This is a genomic window from Aquamicrobium defluvii (genome assembly GCF_004363725.1).
Lineage (GTDB): Bacteria > Pseudomonadota > Alphaproteobacteria > Rhizobiales > Rhizobiaceae > Mesorhizobium > Mesorhizobium defluvii.
The window spans coordinates 1-23384 of record NZ_SNZF01000017.1 but is presented as its reverse complement, the minus strand read 5'-3'; the positions used below and the strand labels follow the sequence as shown (position 1 = coordinate 23384).

Here is a 23384-nt window from a genome sequence, read left to right as displayed (position 1 = left end):
GTCGCTCAGGTTGAAGCAATCATAATGCCGGCGGGCTTTGGCGTCCACGAAAGCCGTTCGGTCAAAATGCCACGCCTGAGGCTACCGGGTGCGGCGGAAAAGGCAGGGGCATGAAAATACTGGTTCTTGGCGCGGGCGCGGTCGGTACGGCGGCGGCATACTACCTTGCCCGCGACGGTCACGAGGTGACGGTGATCGAACGCCACGCAGGGCCGGCCTGCGGCACCAGCTATGCCAATGGCGGACTGGTGTCGCCCGGCGACGCGACCGCCTAGGCTTCGCCGGAGGCGCTGAAGACCTTCGTGCGCGGCATGTTCAACCACGATCTCGGCATCAAGGTGCGCCTTGGCCGCGATCCCTATCTGCTGGCCTGGGGCCTGCGGTTCCTGCGCCAGTGCACCCCGGCCCGCAAACGCGCCAACACACTGCCGAAACTTCGGCTGGCATTCTATTCGCGCGACAGCATCAACGCCTTGTCGGAGGAAACCGGCATCGCCTATGACGACCGGCGCAAGGGCATCCTCTACCTTTCCCGCAGCCGGGAAAGCCTCGATGCCGCCGCCCGCAATTACGGGTTTTTGGCCGATCACGGCCTGCCGATCGAGATCGTCGACCCGGAGCGGATGGCTGAGCTCGATCCGGGGCTCGCCGCCGCGCGCCGCCATTTCGCCGGCGCCGTCTATTCCCCGACCGATCAGACCGGCGATTCGCGCCTGTTCACGACCCGCCTGGCGGCCTATGCCGGTGAAAGGCTCGGTGTGGATTTCCGCTACGGCACCATGGTCGAAGGGCTCGATATCGAGGCAGACAGGGTGCGCGCCGTGCGCACCGATGCCGGGCTGTTTTCCGCCGACAGCATCGTTCTCGCCATGGGGCCGGAAAGCGGCCTGCTTGGCCGCCGTCACGGGCTCGACCTGCCGATCTATCCGGTCAAGGGCTATGCGGCCACCATTCCGCTGGAAGACGAGAGCAGGGGCCCGACCATGGGCGGCGCGGACGAGGACCGCTATGTCGCGTATTCGCGCCTCGGCAACCGGCTGCGCCTGTCATGCACCGCCGAGTTCACCGGCTTCGACCGGTCGTTCGGGCCCAAGAATTTCGCTGCCATGTTCCGCACTGCGCATGAGCTTTTTCCCGGAGCGTTCGATGAGGCGAAAGCCGAATTGTGGGCGGGACTGCGCCCGATGATGCCCCGGTCGGTACCGGTCATTGGCCGCGCGCGCTACAGCAACCTCTATCTCGATACCGGCCATGGCCATCTTGGCTGGACGCTTGCCGCCGGGTCTGGGAGGCTGCTTGCGGACCTGATCGCCGGGCGTGCGCCGGAGATCGATACCGATGGCCTGCTCTACCGGAATTGACCGATCCGGGTCCGATTTCGGTTGACGGGCGTGCCCATCTGGTCATGTTACGGCGGTCGCGAAATCCGCCGTTTCAGGAGGCAACATGGCTGACGAAGCGCTTGTCGTCATCGACCTGCAAAACGATTTCTGCCCGGGTGGAGCCCTGGCGGTCGCCGGCGGCGACGAGATCGTGCCGCTGGTCAACGAGCTGATCCGCGGCAGCGATCACGTCATCATGACACAGGACTGGCATCCGGCCGGCCATTCCAGTTTCGCTTCCAGCCATCCCGGGCATCAGCCCTATCAGAGCGTCACCATGCCTTACGGCGAGCAGACGCTGTGGCCGGATCATTGCATCCAGGGCAGCCGGGGCGCGGATTTCCACACCGGCCTTGCATGGACGAAGGCCGAGCTGGTCATCCGCAAGGGTTTCCGCCCCGCGATCGACAGCTATTCGGCCTTCTTCGAGAACGATCATACGACGCCGACCGGCCTTGCCGGCTATCTGCGCGAACGCGGCATCGACGCGATCACGCTGGCCGGCCTCGCCACGGATTTCTGCGTCGCCTATTCGGCGCTGGATGCGGTGAAGCTCGGCTTTTCCGTCACGGTGCGGCTCGCCGCATGCCGTGGCATCGATCTCGACGGCTCGCTCGACGCCATGACCGGCAGGATGCGCGAAGCCGGCGTCGCCCTGCTCTGAGGCAGGGCACACTCCACACACATACCGAACGGGGGAAAACCGGTGAACGCTGCTGCATTGCGAATGGCTGTTCTTGCGCTTGGGGGGCTCGCCGCCAGCCCGGCTTTCGCGGCCGAGGCGCTTCCGGGTGCGCACATGTCGCTGTGGTGGGCGCTGCCCTTCGCCGGTCTCCTGCTGTGCATCGCCACCGGGCCGCTGCTGTTCCATCATTTCTGGGAGCATCACTACGGCAAGATCGCTGCCGTCTGGGCTGGCCTGGTGATCGTGCCGCTGGCCGCTTTCTACGGCCTTGCGGCCGCGAGCGAGGCGGTGCTGCACGCCATGCTGCTGGAATACATGTCGTTCATCATCCTGCTGTTCGCGCTGTTCACCATTTCGGGCGGCATACTGGTTTCCGGCAACATCCACGGCACGCCCCTGTTCAATTCGGGGCTGTTGCTGATCGGCGCGATCCTCGCCTCGGTGATCGGCACCACGGGCGCTTCGATGATTCTGATCCGGCCGATCATCCGCGCCAACGACAACCGGCCCTTCAACGCCCATGTCGTGGTGTTCTTCATCTTCCTCGTGTCGAACATCGGCGGCTCGCTGACCCCTCTGGGCGACCCGCCGCTGTTCGTCGGCTTCCTGCGCGGCGTCGATTTCTTCTGGACGACCGTGCACCTGTTGCCCGATACGCTGCTGGTCGGCGGTCTGGTGCTGGCCATCTTCTTCGTGCTGGACACGATCCTGCACCGGCGCGAGCAGGGCCTGCCGAAGATCAAGGATCCGACACCGGATTCGAAGGTGCGCATCCTCGGCCTCGTCAACCTTCCTCTGCTGGCGGGCGTCATTGGCGCCATCCTGATGTCGGCTGCGTGGAAGCCGGGAGTGGAGTTCACAATTCAGGGCGTGCATGTGGAACTCCAGAACCTCGTGCGCGACGTCATCATCCTCGTGCTGGCTTTCGTCTCGCTGGTCGTGTCGCCCAAGAAATATCGTTCCGCCAACGGCTTCAACTGGGGGCCGATCCTCGAGGTGGCGAAGCTGTTCGCGGCGATCTTCGTCTGCATCGTGCCGGTGGTGGCGATCCTGCGCGCCGGCATGGACGGCGCCCTCGCCCCGCTCGTGTCGCTGGTGACGACGGCTTCGGGACAGCCCAACGACATGGCCTATTTCTGGATGACGGGGCTGCTGTCGTCCTTCCTCGACAATGCGCCGACCTACCTTGTGTTCTTCGAACTGGCCGGCGGCAATCCGCAGGAGCTGATGACCACCTTCGCCACGACGCTGGCGGCGATCTCGGCGGGCGCGGTGTTCATGGGCGCCAACACCTATATCGGCAACGCACCGAACTTCATGGTCTATGCCATCGCCCGCAACCAGGGCATCCGTATGCCGGGCTTCTTCGGTTACATGCTGTGGTCAGGCGCGGTGCTGCTGCCCATCTTCGCCCTGTCGAGCGTCATCTTCTTTGGATAGGGGCATTTCCGGAAGAAACGTGAAACTGCGCCGGACACCGCCGGTCGCGGCGGTTCTGGTCGGCGTTCTTGCACTTTCGGCAACGATGTCGTTCGCGCAGGAAAGCCGGACATGGCCGGATACGAGCACGGGGACGATGGAGTTTGCCCCGGTCGGAACCATCGACTACAGCATCGGCTACGCCAGTGCCGGCTACGATCATTTCGAGACGGAAATCAGCGTCTCATGGCGCGATGACGGGGAGAGGACGCAGCTTCTGTTCAGCGGCATTCAGGACAAGCCACCGGCAAAGATGACGGTCAAGGGCAACCTTCTATGTGTCGTCGCGCAATATTGCGCGCGCTATCAGGAGGTCTGTTCGGCGCTGGCGACCTGCTACACATATGATGCCGGGCAAAAGCAGTTTGTCGAAGAGCCTGCCGAAGGGGAAACCGTCCCGCGCTGAAGGCCGCGAGCGGGCGGTTCAGCCGATCCCCACATAGCGCCTGAGGGCCGAGGGGTCTGCCTTCAGCTCCGCGATCCCGACGGTTTCCCGGCAGTGGCCGTTTTCGACGAAGGTCACGCGGTCGGCCAGTGCAAGCACAGCCTCCGCACGCTGCTCGACCAGTATGGTGGACACTCCGCGCCTGCGCAGCGCCAGAACCGTCTCGCGGATTTTCTGGATCATCGACGGCATTAGCCCCTCGGTCGGCTCGTCCAGCAACAGGATCTCGGGTTCGAGGCACAGCGCGCGCGCCATGGCCAGCATCTGCTGCTCGCCGCCGGAGAGCGTGCCGGACTGCTGCTTCAGCCGCTCGCGCAGCAGCGGAAACAGATCCAGCACGCTTTCAAGCGTGTCGGCGCCCTTTTTGCGCGTGTTGAGGCCGATCTCCAGATTTTCCCGCACCGTCATTTCGGCGAACAGGCGGCGGCCCTGCGGCACATAGCCGATGCCCTGTTTCGGCACCTCGTGCGCCGGCAGGTCCGCCAGTTCCACGCCGCCCATGCGGATGGAGCCGGCGCGCGGGCGCACCAGCCCCATGATTGCCTTGAGCGTCGTCGTCTTGCCGGCGCCATTGCGCCCCGTCAGGCACAGGACCTCGCCCCTGCGCAGGGCAAGCTCCAGCCCGTGCAGCACCTGCACCTCGCCATAGAAGCAATCGAGCCCGGAGACGGTCAGAATCTCGCTCATGCGCCGCCCCCCAGATAGGCGCGCTGCACCGCCTCGTCGGTGCGGATGACGTCGGGCGAGCCTTCGGCCAGCACCCTGCCCGCTTCCAGAACCGTGATGCGATGCGCGAGTTGCATGACCACGTCCATATTGTGCTCGATCAGCAGCACGGTGGCGCTGGCGGCGATCTCGCGCGCCAGCGCGATGAAGTTTTCGATCTCGCTGTCGCCGAGCCCCTGCGTCGGCTCGTCCAGCACCATCAGCCGCGGCTTCAGCGCAAGGCCCATCGCCACTTCCAGCAGGCGCTGGTGGCCATAGGCGAGCTGGCCGGCCGGCAGCCAGGCGCGATCCGCCAGCCCGACCCGCTCCAGCGCCTCCATCACGCCGGCGCGCAGCCGGCCTTGCGAGCGTCCGTCGGCCAGCGTGCGCTGCACGGCAAGCGCGACATTGTCGAAGACGCTGAGCTGGGCATAGACGCTGGTGATCTGGAACGTGTAGGCAATGCCGAGGCGAACGCGCCGGTGAGCTGGAAGCGCGGTGATGTCCGCGCCGTCGAACACGATGGTGCCGGCGGACGGCTCGATGCGGCCGCAGACGAGGCTGACGAAAGTGGTCTTGCCGGCGCCGTTGGGGCCGATGATGGCGCGAATCTCGCCCGGCATCAGGGAAAAATCGACACGGTCGACGGCACGCAATCCGCCGAAGTCGCGCGACAGCCCCCGTGTTTCCAGCAGCGCATTCACGGCAGCCACCCCAGCCAGCGTTCGCGCAGCGTGCCGAGCAGCCCCTTGCGGAAGAATAGCACCAGCAGGATGAGGATCACACCCACCGCCAGCATGTAGGCCGAAGTGTAGCCGCTGGCGATATCGACCACGTAATACATGAAGACGGTGCCGAACAGGGGGCCGAGCGTCGTCGCCGCGCCGCCCAGAAGCACCCACAACAGCGGCAGGATGGAATATTGCACGGAGGCGAAGTTGGCGCCGACATAGCCGAACAAAAGCCCGTAGGCCGCGCCGGCGGCGGCGCAGATCGTTCCCGACGCCACCAGTGCCGCCAGCCGGCTGGCAAAAGTGTCGTAGCCCAGCATGCGGGTGCGCTCCTCGTTTTCGCGGATGGCGACCAGCACGCGCCCGAAACCGGAACGGACGATGGCGAGCATGGCGAACAGCACCACCGAAAACAGGGCGAGCGCCGTCAGATAGCGCGTCGTCGGATCGGTGAGGTCGAGCGTACCGAGCATCGTTTCGATGCGGCGTTGCTGCGGCCTCAGCACCAGTCCCTGATCGCCGCCGGTGAAGGCGGAGAAATAAAGGATGGCAAGATGGAACGCCTGCGAGAACATCAGCGTCACGATCATGAAGGCGACGCCGGTGGTGCGCAGCGCCAGCACGCCGGCGAGGAACGCCAGAGCGGCCCCGCAGGCGAGCGCGGCGAGAAAGGCCGCCGGCACGCCGAGGCCGAGATGATGGATGCCGAGCCCCGCGCCATAGAGTCCGGCGGCGAAGAACATGGCGTGGCCGAGCGACAGGAGCCCGCCATAGCCGAAGGTGAGGTTGTAGCCCATGGCGAAGGTGGCGAGCACGAGGATGCGCGCCATCAGCCCGTGATGATAGGCCGGCAGCAGGAAGTTCAGCGCCGCAAGCAGCGCGACCACCGCCGCGTGCAGCAGCCAGAGCCTTGCGGTTCCGTTCATCTCGCCGCCTTGCCGAACAGGCCCTGCGGGCGGAACACCAGCACCATGGCCACCGCCAGCGTGGCGATCAGCTTGGCCAGCGTCGGAGAGAAGAACATGGAGATTACCCCGTCCGAGACGCCGATGAGCAGCGCCGCGACCACCGTGCCGCGCAGCGAGCCGAGCCCTCCGATGATGACCACGGCGAAGGACAGGAGCAGCGGGTCCTGCCCCATCAGGTAGTGGGCCTGGCTGATCGGCACGATCAGAACCGCGGCGATGGCGGCCAGCATCGCCCCGATGGCGAAGACCGCCGCATAGACGCGCCCGACCGGAATGCCGAATGCCTGCGCGGTCTCGCGATCGTACTGGGTGGCGCGCATGATCAGCCCGGCGCGGGTGTGCGTCAGCACCAGCCATGACAGAAGCAGAAGGACGGCCGATGTCGCTACGATCGACAGCTTGTAGGCCGAATAGCCGAACCAGGGCAGCGCCAGGCGTATGTTGAAGGGCGGCGGCACCGGCCTCGCGTCCGCACCGTAGAAGGTGAGCGCAAGCTGCTGAAGGATGTAGAGCAGGCCGATGGTGGCGACGATGGTGGCCTCCGGGTCATAATCCACCCGGCGCAGCACCAGCCGCTCGGCCAGCGCCGCCACCGCGCCGACGATCAGCGGCGCGACGACGAGGGCTGCGACAAAGCCGAGCGCGGGACTGCCGCCGACCGCCGTCGCCACGGCCCAGGCCAGCACCGCCCCCAGCATGAACAGCTCGCCATGGGCGACGTTGACGACGCGCATGACCCCGAAGACCAGCGACAGGCCGAGCGCCGTCAGCGCCAGCACCGCCGAGGTGACCAGCCCTTCCAGAACCGCCAGCAGCAGGTGAGGTCCGAAACCCATGCCGGGTTATCCTTCAGCGCGGTTCCGGCGCATCAGAACGGCTGCGCGGTGTAGTCGGCCTCCGGCTCGTAGCGGCTGTCCTCGATCGAGGTCTTGTGCACGACATTGAGGCGTCCGCCTTCCAGTTTCGAAATATACTGGTGGCCGAAGACCTGATGGATCTTGCCGTCGAACACCTTGTCGCCCTGCGGATGTTCCGGGCCTTCGGCGATGGTGGAGATCGCCTCGGTCGCCTCCACCAGCTTCGCGCGGTCTTCCGGCCCGCGATAGCCGCTGGCTTCCATGGCCTGCTTGATGACGTAGAGCGTTTCCCAGCAGCCGAACATATGCCCGGCGGTTGAAATGTCGCGCGGATCGTTGGCCGAGGCACCATTGTCGTCGATGCCGACGGCTGCGCGATAGGCTTTCATGGCGTCGCTGTCGCCGGCCTGCGCATAGCGGGGCGAGCCTTCCCAGAAATGGCTGCCGTCCAGATATTCGAGGCCGGGGCTGTTGATGTCGACCGCTTCGAGCGAGTCGATGAAACCGAACAGCTTCGGCCCGCTGGAGCCGTAGAACTCGCCGAGCTCCTTGACGAAGGTGAGCACGGCCGGGCCGACCATGACGTGATAGAGCACCTCTGTGCTGGACGGGATCTGCGGGAAATATCTGGTGAAGGAGCTTTCGGTCGGCGGGATGGCGATCTTGGCCACGACCTCCGCCCCGGCCTTTTCCAGCGCTGGCGGAAGGTAGTCGCGGTGATCGTAGCCGAAGGCGTAGTCCGGATAGATCATGGTGACCTTCTTGCCGGCATTGGCGGCAATCCACGGGGCCATGGAGGTGACCTGCGCGCGCACGTCGGTGATGCCGGGTTGCAGGCACCAGCGGTTGAGCTGGCCGGAGGCGACATGATAGCCCTCGCTGACCACATAGTAGGGTATCTTCAGTTCGCCGGCCGCCGGCGCCGAGCCGATGACAACATGCGAGAACAGCGTGCCGTAGACGATGTCGGTCTTGTGCTGGTTGGCGAACTTGGCCACCACCTCGGCGCCGCGGCCTGCATCGGTGCCGTCGTCCTCGATGACGATCTCGACCGGGCGGCCGTTGATGCCGCCGGCCTCGTTGATCAGCTTCACGGCGGCGGCCGTGGTGCGCTCGTACCAGCGGCCATAGGCGGCGCCGATGCCGGTGCGGTGGCACTGGAAGCCGATGCGGATCGGGGCGGAGCTCTGCGCCTGCGCATAGCGCACGAAGCCCGGCGCAGCCATCAGGCCGCCTGCTGCGGCCATGCCTTTAAGGGCGGTGCGGCGGGTGAGCGGGGCCGGTCCGGCTGCGGAAATGGTCTTCCGATCGGTCATGGGAGAACGTCCTGTTCTGGCGTGGTGACTGGGAGCGGGGAAATTTCAGTCGCTCACGGCTCGGGAGAATTTTAGGCGCGCAAGCTAAATCATCAAAGACCGGTTGTTGCAAGACAAGGTTTACCTTGGGGAATACAGGGATTCAGCCTGCCGAGGGCGTCGAAAGCAGCCACAGGCCGAACACGGTGTAACCGATCATGAGCAAGGTGAGCGGAAGCTGGCTGACGATTGCGCGTCCTGTATCGCCATACAGCCGGAAAGCGAGGCTGTGCGCCACCAGAACCGCCAGAACATGGCCGGCGACGATGCCGCCTGCCTGGATGTTCCAGAGCACCCAGGCCGATCCGGCACCGGATGTGATGGCCGCTTCCACATGCATATGGGCGGTGCCGAACAGGTTCCAGCCGAGAGCGAAGGGATCGGACAGGGCGACCAGCGCATACTGGCTGTCGACCAGCAGCGCAGCGAGATAATGCGCCAGATGATAGGCGAGCGCGATCGGCACGATCGACCAGACCAGCAGTCCGGCGCTTTTGTCTTCACGGCTGTAACCCGCGATCCGGTCGCCGAGGCGCACAGCCAGCATGAAGATTGCGCCCAGCAAGACGAAGCTCAGCAGCAGGCCGATGGTGCCCGACGTCATGACGGCCGTGCGGCCCGGAAAATCGAGAGGATTGACGCCGATGAGGCCGAGCCAGAAGAAGGTGTGCGTCAAACCGTCGAAGGACACGCCGGAGAGCGCCAGAAGCACGAAGGCGACGCCGCTTCTCGGCAGGGGCTCCGTCTCCAGCAGCCGCGCCCCCGGCCAGTTCAGGGTCAGGCGGTCCGCATCGTCCTGCCCCAGAACGGCGAAGCGCGAAATCAGCCGGAAGAAGACGGTGAGAAACTCGCCGCGCCTGCTCCATTCCTCATGGCCGAACACAAGCATGGCAATGAAGCTGGCCAGCCAGTAGAGGCCCGCCGCGCGTGCCAGCTTTTCGGGATCGTCAGGGGCCGGATAGACCAGCTCGAACCATGTGAACGCGAACAGCAGTGCGACCGCCGGCCACATGCCGAGCTTTCGCGGCAGGACGACCATCTTGCGGCCGCCGCCCAGCCGCCCGAGCAGCCTGCAAGCGCCGCACCACGGGTTGAGCCATCCCCACAGATTGCCGAACAGCCCCTGCACCAGCGTCATGCCGACCCACAGCAGTGTCCATATCGTCAGGGGAAGCGGATTGGAGAGCGGGTCGCGGCTGCCGTGGAAGCCGGCGGCGACAAGCAGGGCAAAGCCGGCAAGGGAAAGCAGGCTCGTTGCGGTCCGCGCCCCATCGCCGAGCGGGAACAGCGTCAGCCGCCTCGACCAGATCCCGGCGATGAATCGCGGCGGCACCAATGCCAGAACCAGGAACGAGGCCGCCACCGCAACTGCGCCGCCCAGCGAATAATAGCTGGTCGGCAACAACAGGACATGGCCGCGATCCGATGCATGGGCGAGCGCCTGCGAGGGCATCGCGGCGGCCAGAAGGACAGCCAGGGCGAATGTATGTCCCTTCCGGGCGCGCATCGGGCGGGGTCAGACCTTCACGAACTGCTCGACCCGTTCCTCATTGCCGAAAATGCGTATGTAGCGGGCGATTTCGGCTTCGTCGCCGGTGGCCTTGGCCGGATTGTCGGAGAGCTTCACGGCGTGCCGGCCATTGGCTTCCGTCACCTTGCAGACGAGCGAGATCGGGTTCAGCCGGGTGGTGGGAACCGGTGCGCAGCCCTCGAAATCGTTGGTCAGGTTGGTGCCCCAGCCGAACGCCATGCGCACCCGGCCATGGAAATGCCTGTAGGTCTCGACGATGGTCTCGGCCTCAAGCCCGTCGGAGAAGATCAGCATCTTCTGGCGCGGGTCCTTGCCCTTCTGGCGCCACCACGAAATGATGCGCTCGCCGCCCTCGATGGGGGGCGCACTGTCGGGGCGGAAACCGGTCCAGTCGGCCACCCAGTCGGGCGCATCGCGCAGGAAGGCGGCGGTGCCGAAGGCGTCGGGCAGCACGATAAGCAGATTGCCGCCATAGTAGCGCTGCCAGTCCTTCAGCACCCGGTAGGGAGCCTGCCGAAGCTCGGCCTCGCTGTCGGCCAGCGCCGCCAGCACCATCGGCAGCTCGTGCGCGTTGGTGCCCACGGCCTCGAGGTCGGTGTCCATGGCGAGCTTGACGTTGGAGGTGCCGGTGAAGGACTTGCCGATGCCTTCCTTCAGCGCCTCCACGCACCAGCGCTGCCACAGGAAGGAATGGCGGCGGCGGGTGCCGAAATCGGAGATGTTGATGTCCGGAAGCTGCTTCAAAAGCTCTGTCTTCGCCCACATCTTGGCCTTGGCGCGGGCATAGAGCACATCAAGCGCGAAGGGGCCGTATTCGCGCAGCGCCGCGCGTGAGCGCAGCTCGTTGATGATGGCGAGCACCGGGATTTCCCACAGCGTGGTGTACATCCACGGGCCGGCGAAGGTCAGTTCGTACTGGCCGTCGCGCTTCTCCAGATGGTAGTCGGGCAGCTGGAAATCCTCCAGCCATGCGAGGAATTCCGGCTCGAAGATCTGCTTGCGGCCATAGAAGGTGTTGCCGCCCAGCCAGATCATCTCCTTCTTGGAAAAGCGCAGCGAGCGGGCATGGTCGAGCTGCTCGCGCAGCGCTCCTTCGTCGATCTCGTCGGCGAGGCGCACCGAGGTGGTCCGGTTGATAAGCGTGAAGGTGGCGTCGACCCTGGGGTACATGCCCCAGATCATCTGCAGCATCAGCAGCTTGTAGAAATCCGTATCGAGCAGGCTGCGGATGATCGGATCGAGCTTCCACGTGTGGTTATAGACGCGCCGCGCAATATCGGTTTTGGTCATGTGCTTGAAGCTTTGCCTTCGCTTCCGGATGAAAAAGATGCCGCGCCGCGTCTCTTAGCACCTATTTTCGCGGCGCGCTGCACGCATTGGACGTGCGGCGCGAAATTTCGCCTCATCGCATCGCGCGGAAGGCCGGCAGCCTGTGACGCCGCAGCCAGCGCGCCAGAAGCAGGACGGCCACAACGGCCAGACCCGCCGAAAGGCCGATCCACACGCCCACGCCATCGAAGCCGAAATGGAAGGCCAGCGCGATGCCCAGAGGCAGGCCGATGCCCCAATAGCCGAATGCGGCATAGATCATCGGAATGGTGGTGTCCTGCAACCCGCGCAGCATGCCCGCCGCCACCGCCTGCGCGCCGTCGACGATCTGGAACAGGGCGGCGACGGCGAGGAAGCCGGTGGCCAGCGCCACAACCTCGGCATTTGCCGGGCTGTCGACGTCGATGAAGGCGCCGAGCAGCACGCGCGGCAGCGTCATCATCACCAGCGCCGACAGCGCCATGAAGCCGACGCCCATGGCATAGGAGGTCCAGCCGGCGCGGGCGATCGCCTGCGGGTCATGGGCTCCATAGGCAATGCCGACGCGTACGGTGGCCGCCTGGTTGATGCCCAGCGGGATCATGAAGGAGACCGAGCAGAGCTGGATCACCACGGCATAGGCGGCGAGCGACGAGGCGCCGATCAGGCCCATCATGAAGGCGGCGGCGTTGAACAGGGTTGTCTCGAAAGCCATCATCGCCGCGATCGGCATGCCGAGCCACAGGAGCTGGCGAAGACGCTGCCAGTCGGCGCGCCAGAAACGGCCGAACAGGCGGTAGCGCCTGAACCGGCGGTCCAGCGTCACCACCAGAACCATGCCGAGGAACATGGCGAAATTGGCGATGCTGGTGGCGAGGCCCGAGCCGACGATGCCCATTTCCGGAAAGCCGAGATGACCGAACACCAGCACCAGATTGCCGGCGAGATTGATGATGACACCGATGAAGGCGACCACCGTGGCCCAGCCCGGCCGCTCCAGCGAGGCGATGAAGGAGCGCAGCACCACATAGAGGAAGAATGGCAGCAGCCCCCATTGCAGGGTGCGCAGATAGTGTCCGGCATCGCGCGCCAGCGCCGGCTCCTGCCCCATGGCGAGCAGGATGCGCTCGCCGTTCCACAAGAGCGCCCAGATCGGCAGCGCCACCAGCACGGCCACCCACAGCCCCTGGCGCACGGTGCGGCGCAGATCGCGCACCGAATTGCGGCGGCGCCCCACTTCGCGCGCCATCATCGGCACCGTCGCCAGCATCAGGCCAAGACCGAAGATGAGCGGCGCGAAATAAAGATTGGCACCGAGCGCGCCGGCGGCGAGGGTGGCCGGCCCCACCCGGCCGAGGATCATGACGTCGGTCGCGGTCATCGCCGTCTGGGCCAGATTGGTCAGCACCAGCGGCCAGGCGAGCGCCAGCGTCGCCCTGATTTCCTCGCGCCAGAGATGTCCGGATGCATGTGCATCGGCTTCGATGGCAGACATCGGTTGTTCTTTCCGAACGCGGCGCGTCGGAGAAATGTCCGGAAGCCGCACGAGGATTCCGGAAGGGATGTCCCGGAATCACGCCGCCTTTTGCCTGCAACCCCGGGACAAGGCAAGAGGCTCGCGGGTCGTGTCGATTGATCCAGACGAAAGGACATGCCGGCCAGCCGCGGCACCTCTGCCGGGGTGGCCTTGTCAGGCGCGCGCATCTGTCCAATTGTTCCTGCAAAAAGCCGAAAGGAGATCATGCATGCGGCACAAGGCGGTTTTCTGGGACATGGACGGCACGCTGGTCGACAGCGAGCCCCTGCATCACGCCGCGCTGGAGGCGGCCCTGCGCGAGCTGGGCATCGAGCCGCCGGCCGACCTGCAGGAACGGGCCATCGGCATCGCGGCCGGACCGCTCTATGAAATGCTGCGCGAGGAGCAGGGCCTTTCCCTGCCCTTCGAGGAATGGATCCTCCACAAATACGGCCACTACATGCCCCTGGTGGCCGATCTGGTGCCGCGACCGGGCGCGCTGGAAATATATGGGGAGTTGCGGGGTCGGGGCGTCCATCAGGCGGTGGTGTCGAACTCCGACCGGCTGGTGGTGGACGCCAACCTGCGGGCCGTGGGCCTGTCCCATCCCGGCATGCGCAGCATCAGCCGCAACGATGTGATCAGGCCGAAGCCCGCCGCCGAGCCCTTCCTGCGCGCCGCCTATCTGGCCGGTGTCGATCCTGCCGAGGCGGTGGCCGTCGATGACAGCTGGACCGGAGTCACGGCCGGGCTCGCCGCCGGCATGCGCACCCTCTTCTGGCCGGAACGCCCGATGGAGGGCCCGGCCGGCGCCATCGTCGTCAACTCCGCCGAGCAGCTGCGGTACGAGCTCGGTCTGTGAGCGGGCACGGGCTGCGACCGGAATGCGGGTGTTCCTAACGTTTATATCCTTGGCTGCGTTTTGCCCGATTGCCTGCCGCCAAAGGCTTTGCGATAAGCGGCCAGCCCAATGGAGACAGTGGCGATGGGAGCCAAGATCGTGCCGCCCCCCGACTACGAAGAGCGCGTGCGTGCATCCTTCGCGCGCCAGCAGGCGATGGCCACCATCGGCGCGGAACTGACGCTGGTGACGCCCGGCATCGTCGAGATCGAGATGCCCTATGATGCAAGGCTTGCCCAGCAGCATGGCTTCCTCCATGCAGGCGTCATCTCCACTGCGCTCGATTCGGCCTGCGGCTATGCCGCCTATTCGCTGATGCCGGAAAGCACCGGCGTGCTGACCATCGAGTTCAAGGTCAACCTGCTGGCGCCCGGCAAGGGCGAGCGCTTCCTGTTTCGCGGCTCGGTAACCAAGCCCGGCCGCACCATCACCGTGGCTGACGGTCAGGCTTACGCCTATGGCGCCGACGGCGAGGCGCGGCTGATCGCCACCATGACCGGCACCATGATGACGGTGTCAGGCCGCGACGGGATCGAGGGGTGAGAAAGGCCGGTTCGTCGTGCCGGTGGCAGAACGAAAGGCTGCGAACGTTTGGATATGCACGGCACCGGGGGCCGGGCCGGGAACTGTGACATGAGGAGCGCCGGACCGGCATTTCACACGAACGGGCTCGCAGGCCGGCACGTGCTGTTCGTCATGGCCGCCGAGGCCGAATATGGGCCTGCGCTGAAAAGGCTGTTCACGCCGTTCATGACCGGCGTCGGCCCTGTCGAGGCCGGCGAGCGGCTCGGTGCGGAACTGGCGCGGCTCGGTGCTTCGGATGCGCTGCCAGATCTCGTCGTTTCGCTGGGCTCCGCCGGGTCGCGAAAGCTGGAGCAGACAGAAGTCTATCAGGCCGTTTCGGTGTCCTGTCGCGACATGGACGCCTCGCCGCCCGGCTTCGCCAGAGGCGTGACACCGTTCCTCGACCTGCCGGCAACGTTGCCCCTGCCCTTGCGCATATCGGGTGTGCAGGAGGCGACGCTCTCGACCGGCGCTTGCGTGGTTTCGGGCGCGGCCTATGAGGCGATCGCCGAGGACATGGTCGACATGGAGACGTTCGCATGCCTGCGTGCCTGCCATCTGTTCGGGGTGCCGCTGGTGGCCCTGCGCGGCATTTCCGACGGGGCGGCGGAGCTGAAGCATGTCGACGACTGGACGGCTTCAACTCCGCATCGTCGATGAAAAGCTCGGCCATGCTGTCGGGATGCTGGAGCGGGCATTGAAGGATGGCCGCATCCCGATGACATAGAGACCCCGGTTGCGGCATCGGATCCCACGCAATACAAACCCATTGCGCCGGCGGACGTTCTTCTTTAAAGGCCCGACATGACGACGAACCATCACTCCGACACCATCCTCATCATCGATTTCGGCAGCCAGGTCACGCAGCTTATCGCAAGGCGCGTGCGCGAGGCCGGCGCCTATTGCGAGATCGTGCCCTTCCAGTCCGCGGGCGAAGCTTTCGAACGCATCCGGCCCAGGGGCGTCATCCTGTCCGGCAGCCCGCATTCGGCCGTCGACATCGGCAGTCCCCGCGCCCCGCAGGGCGTGTTCGAGGCCGGCATCCCGGTCCTTGGCATCTGCTATGGCGAGCAGACCATGTGCGCCCAGCTTGGCGGTCAGGTCGAGGCTGGCCATGAGCGCGAGTTCGGCCGCGCCTTCCTCGAGATCGAAGCCGACTGCGCGCTGTTCGACGGCGTGTGGGCGAAAGGCACCCGCCATCAGGTGTGGATGAGTCATGGCGACCGCGTTACCGGCCTGCCTGCGGGCTTCAGGGTCGTCGGCACCTCGCGCGGCGCGCCCTTCGCGGCCATTGCCGACGAGAAGCGCCATTTCTATGCCGTGCAGTTCCACCCTGAAGTGGTGCACACGCCGGACGGCGCGCGCCTGCTTTCCAATTTCGTGCGCAACATCGTCGGGTTGCAGGGTGAATGGACCATGTCCGCCTATCGCCAGCAGGCGGTCGAGGCGATCCGCAAGCAGGTCGGCGACAAGAAGGTGATCTGCGCGCTTTCGGGCGGCGTCGATTCCTCCGTGGCCGCGCTGCTGGTCCATGAGGCGGTGGGCGACCAGCTCACCTGCATCCTGGTCGACCATGGCCTGATGCGCAAGAACGAGGCCGCCGACGTGGTGGCCATGTTCCGCCAGCACTACAACCTGCCGCTCATTCTGGTCGATGCCTCCGACCGTTTCATCTCGGCGCTGGAGGGCGAGACCGACCCCGAGACCAAGCGCAAGACCATCGGCCGCCTGTTCATCGAGGTGTTCGAGGAAGAGGCGAAGAAACTCGGCGGCGCCGATTTCCTCGCCCAGGGCACGCTTTACCCGGACGTCATCGAAAGCGTGTCCTTCACCGGCGGGCCTTCGGTCACCATCAAGTCGCACCACAACGTCGGCGGCCTGCCGGAGCGCATGAACATGCAACTGGTCGAGCCGCTGCGCGAGCTGTTCAAGGACGAGGTGCGCGTGCTCGGCAAGGAACTCGGCCTGCCGGAAAGCTTCATCGGCCGCCATCCCTTCCCCGGTCCCGGCCTCGCCATCCGCTGCCCCGGCGGTGTGACCCGTGAAAAGCTGGAGATCCTGCGCGAGGCCGACGCCATCTATCTGGACGAGATCCGCAAGGCCGGTCTCTACGATGCCATCTGGCAGGCCTTCGCCGTGCTGCTGCCGGTTCAGACGGTGGGCGTGATGGGCGACGGGCGCACTTACGAATATGTCTGCGCGCTGCGCGCCGTGACCTCGGTCGATGGCATGACCGCCGATTTCTACCACTACGACATGAACTTCCTCGGCAACGCCGCCACCCGCATCATCAACGAGGTGCGCGGCATCAACCGCGTCGTCTACGACGTCACCTCAAAGCCCCCCGGAACCATCGAGTGGGAATAATTTGGCGTCTGGTAAAGACCGGCACCAAACGGCATGAAATAGCAGCTAAGCCCGCGTAATTGCGGGCTTTTTTGTTTTTTGGTGCTGCACTGTCTGGCACCGTTTAGCATGTCCAAGAAGAAATTTTTCATGGCATGAAAAATGGTATTTCGCAGGCCGATGCCATGCTATTAGCTCAATACCATGACGGCTAAATCCGCGCCATGATGGTATTAAAAATGATTAAGCCACTGATATTAAGGGAAATAAACGCTCCAATTTGCCTGTTTTCAATCATGGTATTTTCAGAGCATTGAAAGGCCGCGTCGTGCTGACCGATACCAAGCTGCGCAACTTGAAACCGCAGGCTACGCTCTACAAAGTGAATGACCGCGACGGGCTATATGTTGCCGTAACTCCTGCGGGTTCGATCTCTTTTCGCTACAACTACGCTATCCACGGACGGCAGGAGACGGTCACTTTCGGGCGCTATGGCGCGAGCGGTATCACGCTGGCCGAGGCCAGAGAGCGGCTGAACGAAGCGAAGAAACTCATCTCAGTCGGGAAATCTCCGGCCAAAGAGAAGGCGCGAGATAAAGCACGTTTGCGTGGATCTGAGAGCTTTGCGGAATGGGCCGAGAAATGGCTGCGCGGCTATCAAATGGCCGAATCCACGCGAGATATGCGCCGTTCTGTCTTCGAGCGCGATCTCATATCCAAATTCGGGAGCTGGAGGCTCGCAGAAATTACCCATGAAGACCTGCGCAAACATCTCGATGCGATTGTAGAACGCGGCGCACCGGCGACAGCAGTCCACGCCCGTGAGGTTGTATCTCAAGTGTTCCGGTGGGCTATCGAGCGCGGCCAGAAGGTCGAGAACCCGGCTGATTTGGTTCGACCGACCAGCATAGCAAGGTTTGAGCCGAGAGACCGCGCTCTAACCCCGGACGAGATAGGGTTGATGTACCAGTACCTTGAGCGCGTTGCGACGGGACCATCGTTCCGCGCTGCGGCCAAGCTTCTGCTGCTGACAATAGTGCGCAAAAGCGAACTGACCAATGCCACCTGGAGCGAAATAAGTTTCAGTGATGCGCTTTGGACCATCCCGAAGGAACGGATGAAGCGTCGCAATCCGCATCTCGTTTTCCTTTCGCGGCAAGCGCTGGACATTTTCATTGCGCTCAAGACGTTCGCAGGTGGCTCCGATTACGTCTTGCCTTCGCGATATGACACTGACGCCCCCATGAGCAGCGCCACGCTGAACCAAGTGCTTACGCTGACCTGTAAGGCCGCACAGAAGGACGGAAAGCGGCTAGCAAAGTTTGGCCCGCACGACCTGCGCCGTACCGCCAGCACGTTGCTGCATGAAGCGGGTTACAACACGGATTGGATTGAGAAGTGCCTTGCTCACGAGCAGCGCGGCGTTCGTGCTGTTTACAACAAGGCCGAATATCGGGAGCAGCGCACCGAAATGTTGCAGGATTGGGCCGATATGATTGATGAATGGACACAGTTGAAGCCGCTTAAAGCGCGTGAATAACGGTCATCATATCATCAGTTTGAAAAACAGCCTGCGCGTAAGCAGGCATAGGAATTTCACGGAATACATTTGGGATTGACGAAAGTGCTTTTGAGACAGCCTGGCGGCTGTTCATACTTGTTATCAATGCAATTCCGCTCAAAGTTTCACCACGCTTTTGAAGAACGATCATCTGCTTTTTCTTGTCTGAAAGCTTGTTATCGACAATGAGCCGTGCGTGGCATCTGATTTCGGCTTCATCGGCGGGCTGAAACCGATGCGCACGTACATAGTGAAATATATACTCGTCGACGAAGACGTTTCCTGTTGCTGCTGACGGTGCTCCTAACCTTGCGGATTGGATAGTCAGCCTCTTAACCTCTCTGTCAAATTGCACGGCAGAGCGTTTCGCTTTTTGATACGATGGGTTCCATTCGCCGTTTTGGAGCTTCGGGCGATGATTTACGCAATACGCGCTGCTCATTCTGAATGTCTTGGTAGCGTCTAAATGCGTCTCGTCGGTTCCGTATATTTCTATCTCGTCGCTACCGTTCGAAAATACGGTGAACTCCGACAATGCATCGCAGAACCGGCAAAAGCCTTTAACACGATCGTTGTTTAGACGAGTATCGCGGACCTTCGCTGTTGTGGGGCGCTTTCTTGAACAGTCCCGAAGCAGGCCAATCAGCGTTTCGATTGTGGCGATGAATGTTTCGTGGTCATCTGACCTGCACTTATTGGTGTCGAGAAAGACGCGCAGCAGTCTTCTCATAGTATTTGCGATTGGTTTGCACCCTGCAAATGCAACGACATCGCCAAAATCCAAACCTGCCGATGCTCCGGGTATGCACACCATTTGTTCTGTCGATAGTGGCTTATAGAACAGCGAGACGGCAGGGCCGATCGTCTCGCGTAAAAGCTGAATTGTATGCTTCTCGGATGAACTCGGCCGCCAGCGTTTTTTGAACTGGTTCACGGCATCAGCGATTGTCGGATGGCAACCATCCCAAACAGCGATAGCAGGATTTAGCATGTCAACTATTTTAATCAATTAATCGGTCGATGCAAGAAATTACGTGCGGCATCATCCGGCAATCACTCGAAGATCGCTGAGTATACCGCTATGAAATTCAACAATACCAAGACGTTAATTAATAAGAAAAAGCTGCTGGCGATGGTGCCATTGGCTGAGCGCACCATTTACAACATGGAACAGCGCGGTGACTTCCCACGCCGCATTGCGCTGACAAGCCGAAATGTGGCTTGGGTTTTGGCTGAGGTCGAAGACTGGATTGAAGCTCGCAGAGCTTCGGGTGCTCAAGCATTTCGCCCCGGTTCAAGGGCCTAATTTATGGCTATCAAGCCCGAAGGGCTGAGCCAGATTGATGCCTCGGCGCTCATGAAGCGAATTGAGCGTGTCCGCCGTGCCAATGTGGCGCGAGAGGAAGCTATTTCCGGCCTTATAGAAACAACGGGCCGAGCCGAGTTTGATAGTCGAGCGACTATAAAATATTCCAATATATCCACAGTTAACGAACAGATGGAGCGTCTCCGAGAGAGTGATAAAGCTCTTTCTCTGGTACGAAAAGCACCAAAAGGCGATGATCAAGCCGATTTTTTTGTGCCCGGCCTGTTTGATGTTGGCGGCCGCGACAACCGCTCAATCATGGACGTGGCTCCGTTTCGCCTGTCTAAGCGCGACAAGCGCGCGGGAAATGTTATTCGCTATGACCTGCCGGACGGTTATGTCGAGGTCAAAGCAGGCCCGGACGGCATGGCGTCAGTGTGGGATTATGACATTGTGCTGATGATGATTTCCCACCTCACCGAAGCGATGAACCGCTGGCGTGACGGGAAAGGCGAAAAGCCGTCTCGCACCTTCACTCCGCACGTTTCCGATATTCTCAAATTCGCGAGGAGGGGCGACGGAAGCCGTCAGGTTGAGGAACTGGAAGCTGCATTAGACCGCCTCAAAGGCACCACCATCAAGACCGTTCGCGACCGTCAGACTGGTGACGGCAAGACGATGCGAGAAGTCGAGGCCGAAGGGCTGATCAATAGCTACCGTGTAGTGTCCCGCACGGAGACTAAGCGCATCAGCATCGTTGAGATCGAAGCCCCCAAATGGATTTACCGCGATATCGTGGAAGCGTGGCACACCCGCCCGAAACGTGGCACACCCGCCCGGAGTTAGCAGGATATTCAGGATATTCAGATCCTGCGCGGCACAGCCCGCGCCTGAGGCGCGGTCCGGCCTTGCCAGTCGGCCTACGGCCGTAGGGCACCAAAAAGGGAAGGGCGAGGGTCTAGGCCCCTGCGGCCGGTGCGGGACCGCAGTGGGTTGGTTTGAAAGTGAGCCGCAGGCCAAGCGCTTGGGCGACTTTCACCACGGTTGCAAGGCTCGGATTGCCGTCGCCTGAAAGGGCCTTGTCCAGTCCTTGGCGGCTCATTCCCACGTCGCGGGCAAGCTGGCTAAGGTTGCGGGCGCGGGCCACGTCTCCGAGCGCCGCCGCGATCAGTGCGGGGTCGCCATCCTCCATCACGGCATCGAGATAGGCCGCAATGTCGTCCTCGGTCTTGAGATAGTCCGCCGTGTCGTAGCGGCTGAATTTGACTTCCATCGTGGTCACTCCTTCCACTGCGCTGCAATGGTCTTGGCTAGGGCAATGTCCCGCTCCTGACTGCTCTTGTCGCCTCCACAAAGCAGCAGCACCATCAAGGGGCCGCGCCGCATGAAATAGACGCGATAGCCGGGGCCGTGGTCGATCCTCATTTCCGACAAGCCTTCGCCTACCGGCTTCACGTCGCCGGGGTTGCCAAGGCTTAAGCGCCGAATGCGCGCCTCAATCCTCGCACGGGCCTGTCGGTCACGAAGGCCGACAAGCCAGCGGTCGAATAGGTCGGTTTTGATTAACTCGAACATGTGTCAACTGTAGTTGCTAATTGGGCATGTGTCAACTGTAGTTGCTAACACTAAGTCGGCTGCGCAGGGAGCCTCCTTTGGTGCCAGATTTTACGCGCCCTACGCTTTTGTCCGGTACAGCCGGGAGTAGCCCCGTGGATTACCCACCACCCCAATTTGCACCTGGTCAGACCGAGGAAGGGCAAAGAACGATCAGTCACCAAAAAAGGGAAGGGAAGGGCCAAAACCAAGCATAAGGCCTCTAACGGCCTGCAAAAGCGTCCAAAATCGCTACTGTAGGGGCTGTGGTGGCGTTTTTTTACTGCTGCCAATGGGCAGGTAGCGCCAAGACCGGAAAATTCAAGCAGAGCGCGATACGGGCTGTTTTTGTGGTGTGTAATAGACGGAGCTGCCCCTACTATGAAACGGGCGTCAGGCTTCGCAGGCAGCCCGGAGAAGAGGGATTGAACGACGATCGAATTGAACGTCGACTTGTTCCCCATCTGGCGACCGGGTCAACCGCGGAGAGAATATTGCGACGGGTCGCCGATAGCTCGCGGAAGTTCGGCTCTCATATTGAGATCGCTAACGGCGTCGGAGTTCTTCGCCTCGCTTGAAAGCGGCTCACTTCTCCGCCCGGCGGCTGCGCTTCGCGAAGGCGCCGGGGCTTTTGCCCAGGTGACCATCCATGATCAAATTCCGAGGCAGGCATGAAAGTGCGTAACGAACTGGTAGAAAGATTTTTCCGATATGTTGCAATCGAAAGTCAAAGCGACGAGCGGGCACTGACTTTGCCGTCGACCCCCGGCCAAAATGAGCTGGCGGCGCTCTTGGCGGCCGAGCTGCGCGATTTGGGATTGGAAAACGTCGTTGTTGATCAGAATGCAATCGTCACGGCAGTGAAGAGAGGACGCAGACTATGCGTACCGAGGGTAGGGTTTATTGCTCATCTTGATACGGCCAATGTGGGGCTTTCACCGGTTATTCGGCCACAAATCAAGCGGTACGTTGGTAGAGACCTTTGCCTCAATGAAGAAAAGGACATCTGGTTTCGAGCGAATGAGCATCCCGAGGCTGAAGCTTGGCTCGATCAGGAAATCATCTTCAGTGACGGCACCAGCGTTTTAGGTGCTGATAATAAGGCGGCGATCGCCGTTATCATGACGGTTCTATCGGACCTTAATTCATCAGATGCACACGGTGATATCTGTGTTGCGTTCGTACCCGACGAGGAGATTGGTCTAAGGGGTGCGAAAGCACTGGATTTGAGCCGGTTCTGCTGTGATTTCGCTTACACAATTGACTGCTGCGAACTTGGAGAGGTCGTTACAGAGAATTTTAATGCAGCATCAGGGGAGATCGTTTTCACCGGGGTAAGCGCGCATCCGATGTCTGCGAAGGGGGTTTTGGTCAATCCCTTGCTAATGGCCTTCGACTTTGTTGCCCAGTTTAGTCGCGGCGACACGCCAGAATGCACTGACGGAAAAGACGGATACTTCTGGTTCAACGAGTTGGAGTCAAATGACAACGAAGCGCGCCTCTCCGTTTTGATCCGGGACTTCGACGGAGAGAACTTTGAAAATCGCAAGCAACGAATACACGACGTCGCCGAGCTTTCCCGGCGGCAATACCCTACAGGACATGTTGAAGTAGAGATTTTCGACGCCTATCAGAACGTGGGCTATAGCCTCCGCAACGACAAGCGGCCGATTGAAATTCTACTGGCGGCATTGAGGGAGTTAAATATTGAACCGAAGTTCATATCAATGCGTGGAGGTACTGACGGAGCTGCATTGTCTGCACGAGGTCTAGCGACACCAAACTTTTTCACAGGGGCATACAACTTCCATTCCCGATTTGAATTTCTACCCTTACTGGCATTTGAAAAATCGTTTCAAACTGCACGGATGATTTGTGCCCTCGCCGCAAAATAGATTGGTAAATCCTCACGAATCAAACTCCCGAAGACAATTCCCTCCTACACACGCACTGGTTCTTCCGACTGCACTTGGCTGCCGTCGAACATTGTGGCTTCCGCAAGACGGGGGGCGGTGCTTGTATTCAGGAATAGGAGTGCGGCGACGTACGGAGAATAATGAGACCTGTGCGCGGGTAGTGCTTTCCGATTGATTTTGTAGATTTTTCAGCATTGCTGGTGCTGTTTGTGCGCGAAGGTTTCCGGTCGGCCCC

General features: G+C 62.2%; 21 protein-coding genes and 2 pseudogenes. 12 read left to right on the top strand and 11 right to left on the bottom strand.

The features are described 5' to 3' along the window. Positions 1 to 110 precede the first annotated feature (110 nt). The 4 genes and pseudogenes from DES43_RS13630 (at position 111) to DES43_RS13615 (ending at position 3952) form a co-directional block, all read left to right on the top strand. Positions 111 to 1361, top strand: a pseudogene (locus DES43_RS13630) (D-amino acid dehydrogenase). Between the two features lie 85 nt (positions 1362 to 1446). Next, complete coding sequence (pncA, locus tag DES43_RS13625) at positions 1447 to 2046, top strand: bifunctional nicotinamidase/pyrazinamidase (protein WP_035029781.1); 600 nt, start codon at positions 1447 to 1449, stop codon at positions 2044 to 2046. Positions 2047 to 2109: 63 nt separating this feature from the next. After that, a complete protein-coding gene (locus DES43_RS13620) occupies positions 2110 to 3507 on the top strand; it encodes a sodium:proton antiporter (RefSeq protein ID WP_035029783.1) in 1398 nt (465 codons plus the stop codon). A gap of 19 nt (positions 3508 to 3526) precedes the next feature. After that, entirely contained in the window at positions 3527 to 3952 is a 426-nt protein-coding gene (locus DES43_RS13615) for a hypothetical protein (RefSeq protein ID WP_035029786.1), read from the top strand. Positions 3953 to 3970: 18 nt separating this feature from the next. Here DES43_RS13615 and DES43_RS13610 read toward each other — a convergent pair whose 3' ends face one another. From DES43_RS13610 to DES43_RS13575, 8 genes are all read right to left on the bottom strand, one after another. Then, positions 3971 to 4678 carry an ABC transporter ATP-binding protein gene (locus tag DES43_RS13610; protein WP_035029789.1) on the bottom strand — a complete coding sequence of 236 codons (708 nt, stop codon included), beginning with the start codon at positions 4676 to 4678 and terminating at the stop codon, positions 3971 to 3973. Then, entirely contained in the window at positions 4675 to 5400 is a 726-nt protein-coding gene (locus tag DES43_RS13605; RefSeq protein WP_133675651.1) for an ABC transporter ATP-binding protein, read from the bottom strand. Before DES43_RS13605 ends, DES43_RS13610 begins: the two co-directional genes overlap by 4 nt. After that, positions 5397 to 6353 carry a branched-chain amino acid ABC transporter permease gene (locus DES43_RS13600; protein ID WP_035029805.1) on the bottom strand — a complete coding sequence of 319 codons (957 nt, stop codon included), beginning with the start codon at positions 6351 to 6353 and terminating at the stop codon, positions 5397 to 5399. Before DES43_RS13600 ends, DES43_RS13605 begins: the two co-directional genes overlap by 4 nt. Then, a complete protein-coding gene (locus DES43_RS13595; RefSeq protein ID WP_035029808.1) occupies positions 6350 to 7231 on the bottom strand; it encodes a branched-chain amino acid ABC transporter permease in 882 nt (293 codons plus the stop codon). The genes DES43_RS13600 and DES43_RS13595 overlap by 4 nt, the downstream gene beginning before the upstream one ends. A gap of 32 nt (positions 7232 to 7263) precedes the next feature. Further along, complete coding sequence (locus tag DES43_RS13590; protein ID WP_035029811.1) at positions 7264 to 8568, bottom strand: ABC transporter substrate-binding protein; 1305 nt, start codon at positions 8566 to 8568, stop codon at positions 7264 to 7266. Positions 8569 to 8710: 142 nt separating this feature from the next. Further along, positions 8711 to 10114 carry a hypothetical protein gene (locus tag DES43_RS13585; RefSeq protein WP_035029814.1) on the bottom strand — a complete coding sequence of 468 codons (1404 nt, stop codon included), beginning with the start codon at positions 10112 to 10114 and terminating at the stop codon, positions 8711 to 8713. 9 nt (positions 10115 to 10123) lie between these two features. Further along, entirely contained in the window at positions 10124 to 11428 is a 1305-nt protein-coding gene (pncB, locus tag DES43_RS13580) for a nicotinate phosphoribosyltransferase (RefSeq protein ID WP_035029817.1), read from the bottom strand. 112 nt (positions 11429 to 11540) lie between these two features. Then, on the bottom strand, positions 11541 to 12941 hold the full coding sequence (locus DES43_RS13575; protein ID WP_035029819.1) for an MATE family efflux transporter: 1401 nt from the start codon (positions 12939 to 12941) through the stop codon (positions 11541 to 11543). A gap of 250 nt (positions 12942 to 13191) precedes the next feature. Between DES43_RS13575 and DES43_RS13570 the strand changes: the two genes are divergently transcribed. The 5 genes and pseudogenes from DES43_RS13570 (at position 13192) to DES43_RS13550 (ending at position 18313) form a co-directional block, all read left to right on the top strand. Next, complete coding sequence (locus DES43_RS13570; RefSeq protein ID WP_035029835.1) at positions 13192 to 13824, top strand: HAD family hydrolase; 633 nt, start codon at positions 13192 to 13194, stop codon at positions 13822 to 13824. Between the two features lie 123 nt (positions 13825 to 13947). Further along, a complete protein-coding gene (locus DES43_RS13565) occupies positions 13948 to 14406 on the top strand; it encodes a PaaI family thioesterase (protein ID WP_035029838.1) in 459 nt (152 codons plus the stop codon). A 90-nt stretch (positions 14407 to 14496) separates the two neighbouring features. Continuing rightward, positions 14497 to 15154: pseudogene (locus DES43_RS13560) on the top strand (5'-methylthioadenosine/S-adenosylhomocysteine nucleosidase). A 77-nt stretch (positions 15155 to 15231) separates the two neighbouring features. Further along, positions 15232 to 16794: a glutamine-hydrolyzing GMP synthase gene (gene guaA, locus DES43_RS13555; RefSeq protein ID WP_035029841.1), complete on the top strand. Its 1563-nt coding sequence runs from the start codon at positions 15232 to 15234 to the stop codon at positions 16792 to 16794. Positions 16795 to 17101: 307 nt separating this feature from the next. Then, a complete protein-coding gene (locus DES43_RS13550) occupies positions 17102 to 18313 on the top strand; it encodes a tyrosine-type recombinase/integrase (protein WP_035029846.1) in 1212 nt (403 codons plus the stop codon). Here DES43_RS13550 and DES43_RS13545 read toward each other — a convergent pair. Next, a complete protein-coding gene (locus DES43_RS13545; protein ID WP_133675649.1) occupies positions 18297 to 19325 on the bottom strand; it encodes a LuxR family transcriptional regulator in 1029 nt (342 codons plus the stop codon). The two genes, DES43_RS13550 and DES43_RS13545, sit on opposite strands and share 17 nt — an antisense overlap. A 90-nt stretch (positions 19326 to 19415) precedes the next feature. Here DES43_RS13545 and DES43_RS13540 point away from each other — a divergent pair, with 90 nt between their 5' ends. Beyond that, a complete protein-coding gene (locus DES43_RS13540; RefSeq protein ID WP_035029849.1) occupies positions 19416 to 19640 on the top strand; it encodes a helix-turn-helix transcriptional regulator in 225 nt (74 codons plus the stop codon). Positions 19641 to 19643: 3 nt separating this feature from the next. Beyond that, positions 19644 to 20486 carry a replication initiator protein A gene (locus DES43_RS13535; RefSeq protein ID WP_051520688.1) on the top strand — a complete coding sequence of 281 codons (843 nt, stop codon included), beginning with the start codon at positions 19644 to 19646 and terminating at the stop codon, positions 20484 to 20486. A 112-nt stretch (positions 20487 to 20598) separates the two neighbouring features. Here DES43_RS13535 and DES43_RS13530 read toward each other — a convergent pair whose 3' ends face one another. Beyond that, on the bottom strand, positions 20599 to 20913 hold the full coding sequence (locus DES43_RS13530; protein WP_133675647.1) for an addiction module antidote protein: 315 nt from the start codon (positions 20911 to 20913) through the stop codon (positions 20599 to 20601). 5 nt (positions 20914 to 20918) lie between these two features. Further along, positions 20919 to 21215, bottom strand: coding sequence for a type II toxin-antitoxin system RelE/ParE family toxin (locus tag DES43_RS13525; RefSeq protein ID WP_133675645.1), 297 nt, complete (start codon positions 21213 to 21215; stop codon positions 20919 to 20921). A 689-nt stretch (positions 21216 to 21904) separates the two neighbouring features. Between DES43_RS13525 and pepT the strand changes: the two genes are divergently transcribed. After that, positions 21905 to 23128 carry a peptidase T gene (gene pepT, locus DES43_RS13520; RefSeq protein WP_133675643.1) on the top strand — a complete coding sequence of 408 codons (1224 nt, stop codon included), beginning with the start codon at positions 21905 to 21907 and terminating at the stop codon, positions 23126 to 23128. Positions 23129 to 23384: the final 256 nt, after the last annotated feature.

Bases quoted from the DNA above. Each gene is read 5' to 3' on its own strand.
- pncA (WP_035029781.1), top strand. From the start codon at position 1,447: ATGGCTGACGAAGCGCTTGTCGTCATCGACCTGCAAAACGATTTCTGC.
- DES43_RS13620 (WP_035029783.1), top strand. From the start codon at position 2,110: ATGGCTGTTCTTGCGCTTGGGGGGCTCGCCGCCAGCCCGGCTTTCGCG.
- DES43_RS13610 (WP_035029789.1), bottom strand. From the start codon at position 4,678: ATGAGCGAGATTCTGACCGTCTCCGGGCTCGATTGCTTCTATGGCGAG.
- DES43_RS13600 (WP_035029805.1), bottom strand. From the start codon at position 6,353: ATGAACGGAACCGCAAGGCTCTGGCTGCTGCACGCGGCGGTGGTCGCG.
- DES43_RS13595 (WP_035029808.1), bottom strand. From the start codon at position 7,231: ATGGGTTTCGGACCTCACCTGCTGCTGGCGGTTCTGGAAGGGCTGGTC.
- DES43_RS13590 (WP_035029811.1), bottom strand. From the start codon at position 8,568: ATGACCGATCGGAAGACCATTTCCGCAGCCGGACCGGCCCCGCTCACC.
- DES43_RS13585 (WP_035029814.1), bottom strand. From the start codon at position 10,114: ATGCGCGCCCGGAAGGGACATACATTCGCCCTGGCTGTCCTTCTGGCC.
- pncB (WP_035029817.1), bottom strand. From the start codon at position 11,428: ATGACCAAAACCGATATTGCGCGGCGCGTCTATAACCACACGTGGAAG.
- DES43_RS13575 (WP_035029819.1), bottom strand. From the start codon at position 12,941: ATGTCTGCCATCGAAGCCGATGCACATGCATCCGGACATCTCTGGCGC.
- DES43_RS13570 (WP_035029835.1), top strand. From the start codon at position 13,192: ATGCGGCACAAGGCGGTTTTCTGGGACATGGACGGCACGCTGGTCGAC.
- DES43_RS13565 (WP_035029838.1), top strand. From the start codon at position 13,948: ATGGGAGCCAAGATCGTGCCGCCCCCCGACTACGAAGAGCGCGTGCGT.
- guaA (WP_035029841.1), top strand. From the start codon at position 15,232: ATGACGACGAACCATCACTCCGACACCATCCTCATCATCGATTTCGGC.
- DES43_RS13545 (WP_133675649.1), bottom strand. From the start codon at position 19,325: ATGCTAAATCCTGCTATCGCTGTTTGGGATGGTTGCCATCCGACAATC.
- DES43_RS13540 (WP_035029849.1), top strand. From the start codon at position 19,416: ATGAAATTCAACAATACCAAGACGTTAATTAATAAGAAAAAGCTGCTG.
- DES43_RS13535 (WP_051520688.1), top strand. From the start codon at position 19,644: ATGGCTATCAAGCCCGAAGGGCTGAGCCAGATTGATGCCTCGGCGCTC.
- DES43_RS13530 (WP_133675647.1), bottom strand. From the start codon at position 20,913: ATGGAAGTCAAATTCAGCCGCTACGACACGGCGGACTATCTCAAGACC.
- DES43_RS13525 (WP_133675645.1), bottom strand. From the start codon at position 21,215: ATGTTCGAGTTAATCAAAACCGACCTATTCGACCGCTGGCTTGTCGGC.
- pepT (WP_133675643.1), top strand. From the start codon at position 21,905: ATGAAAGTGCGTAACGAACTGGTAGAAAGATTTTTCCGATATGTTGCA.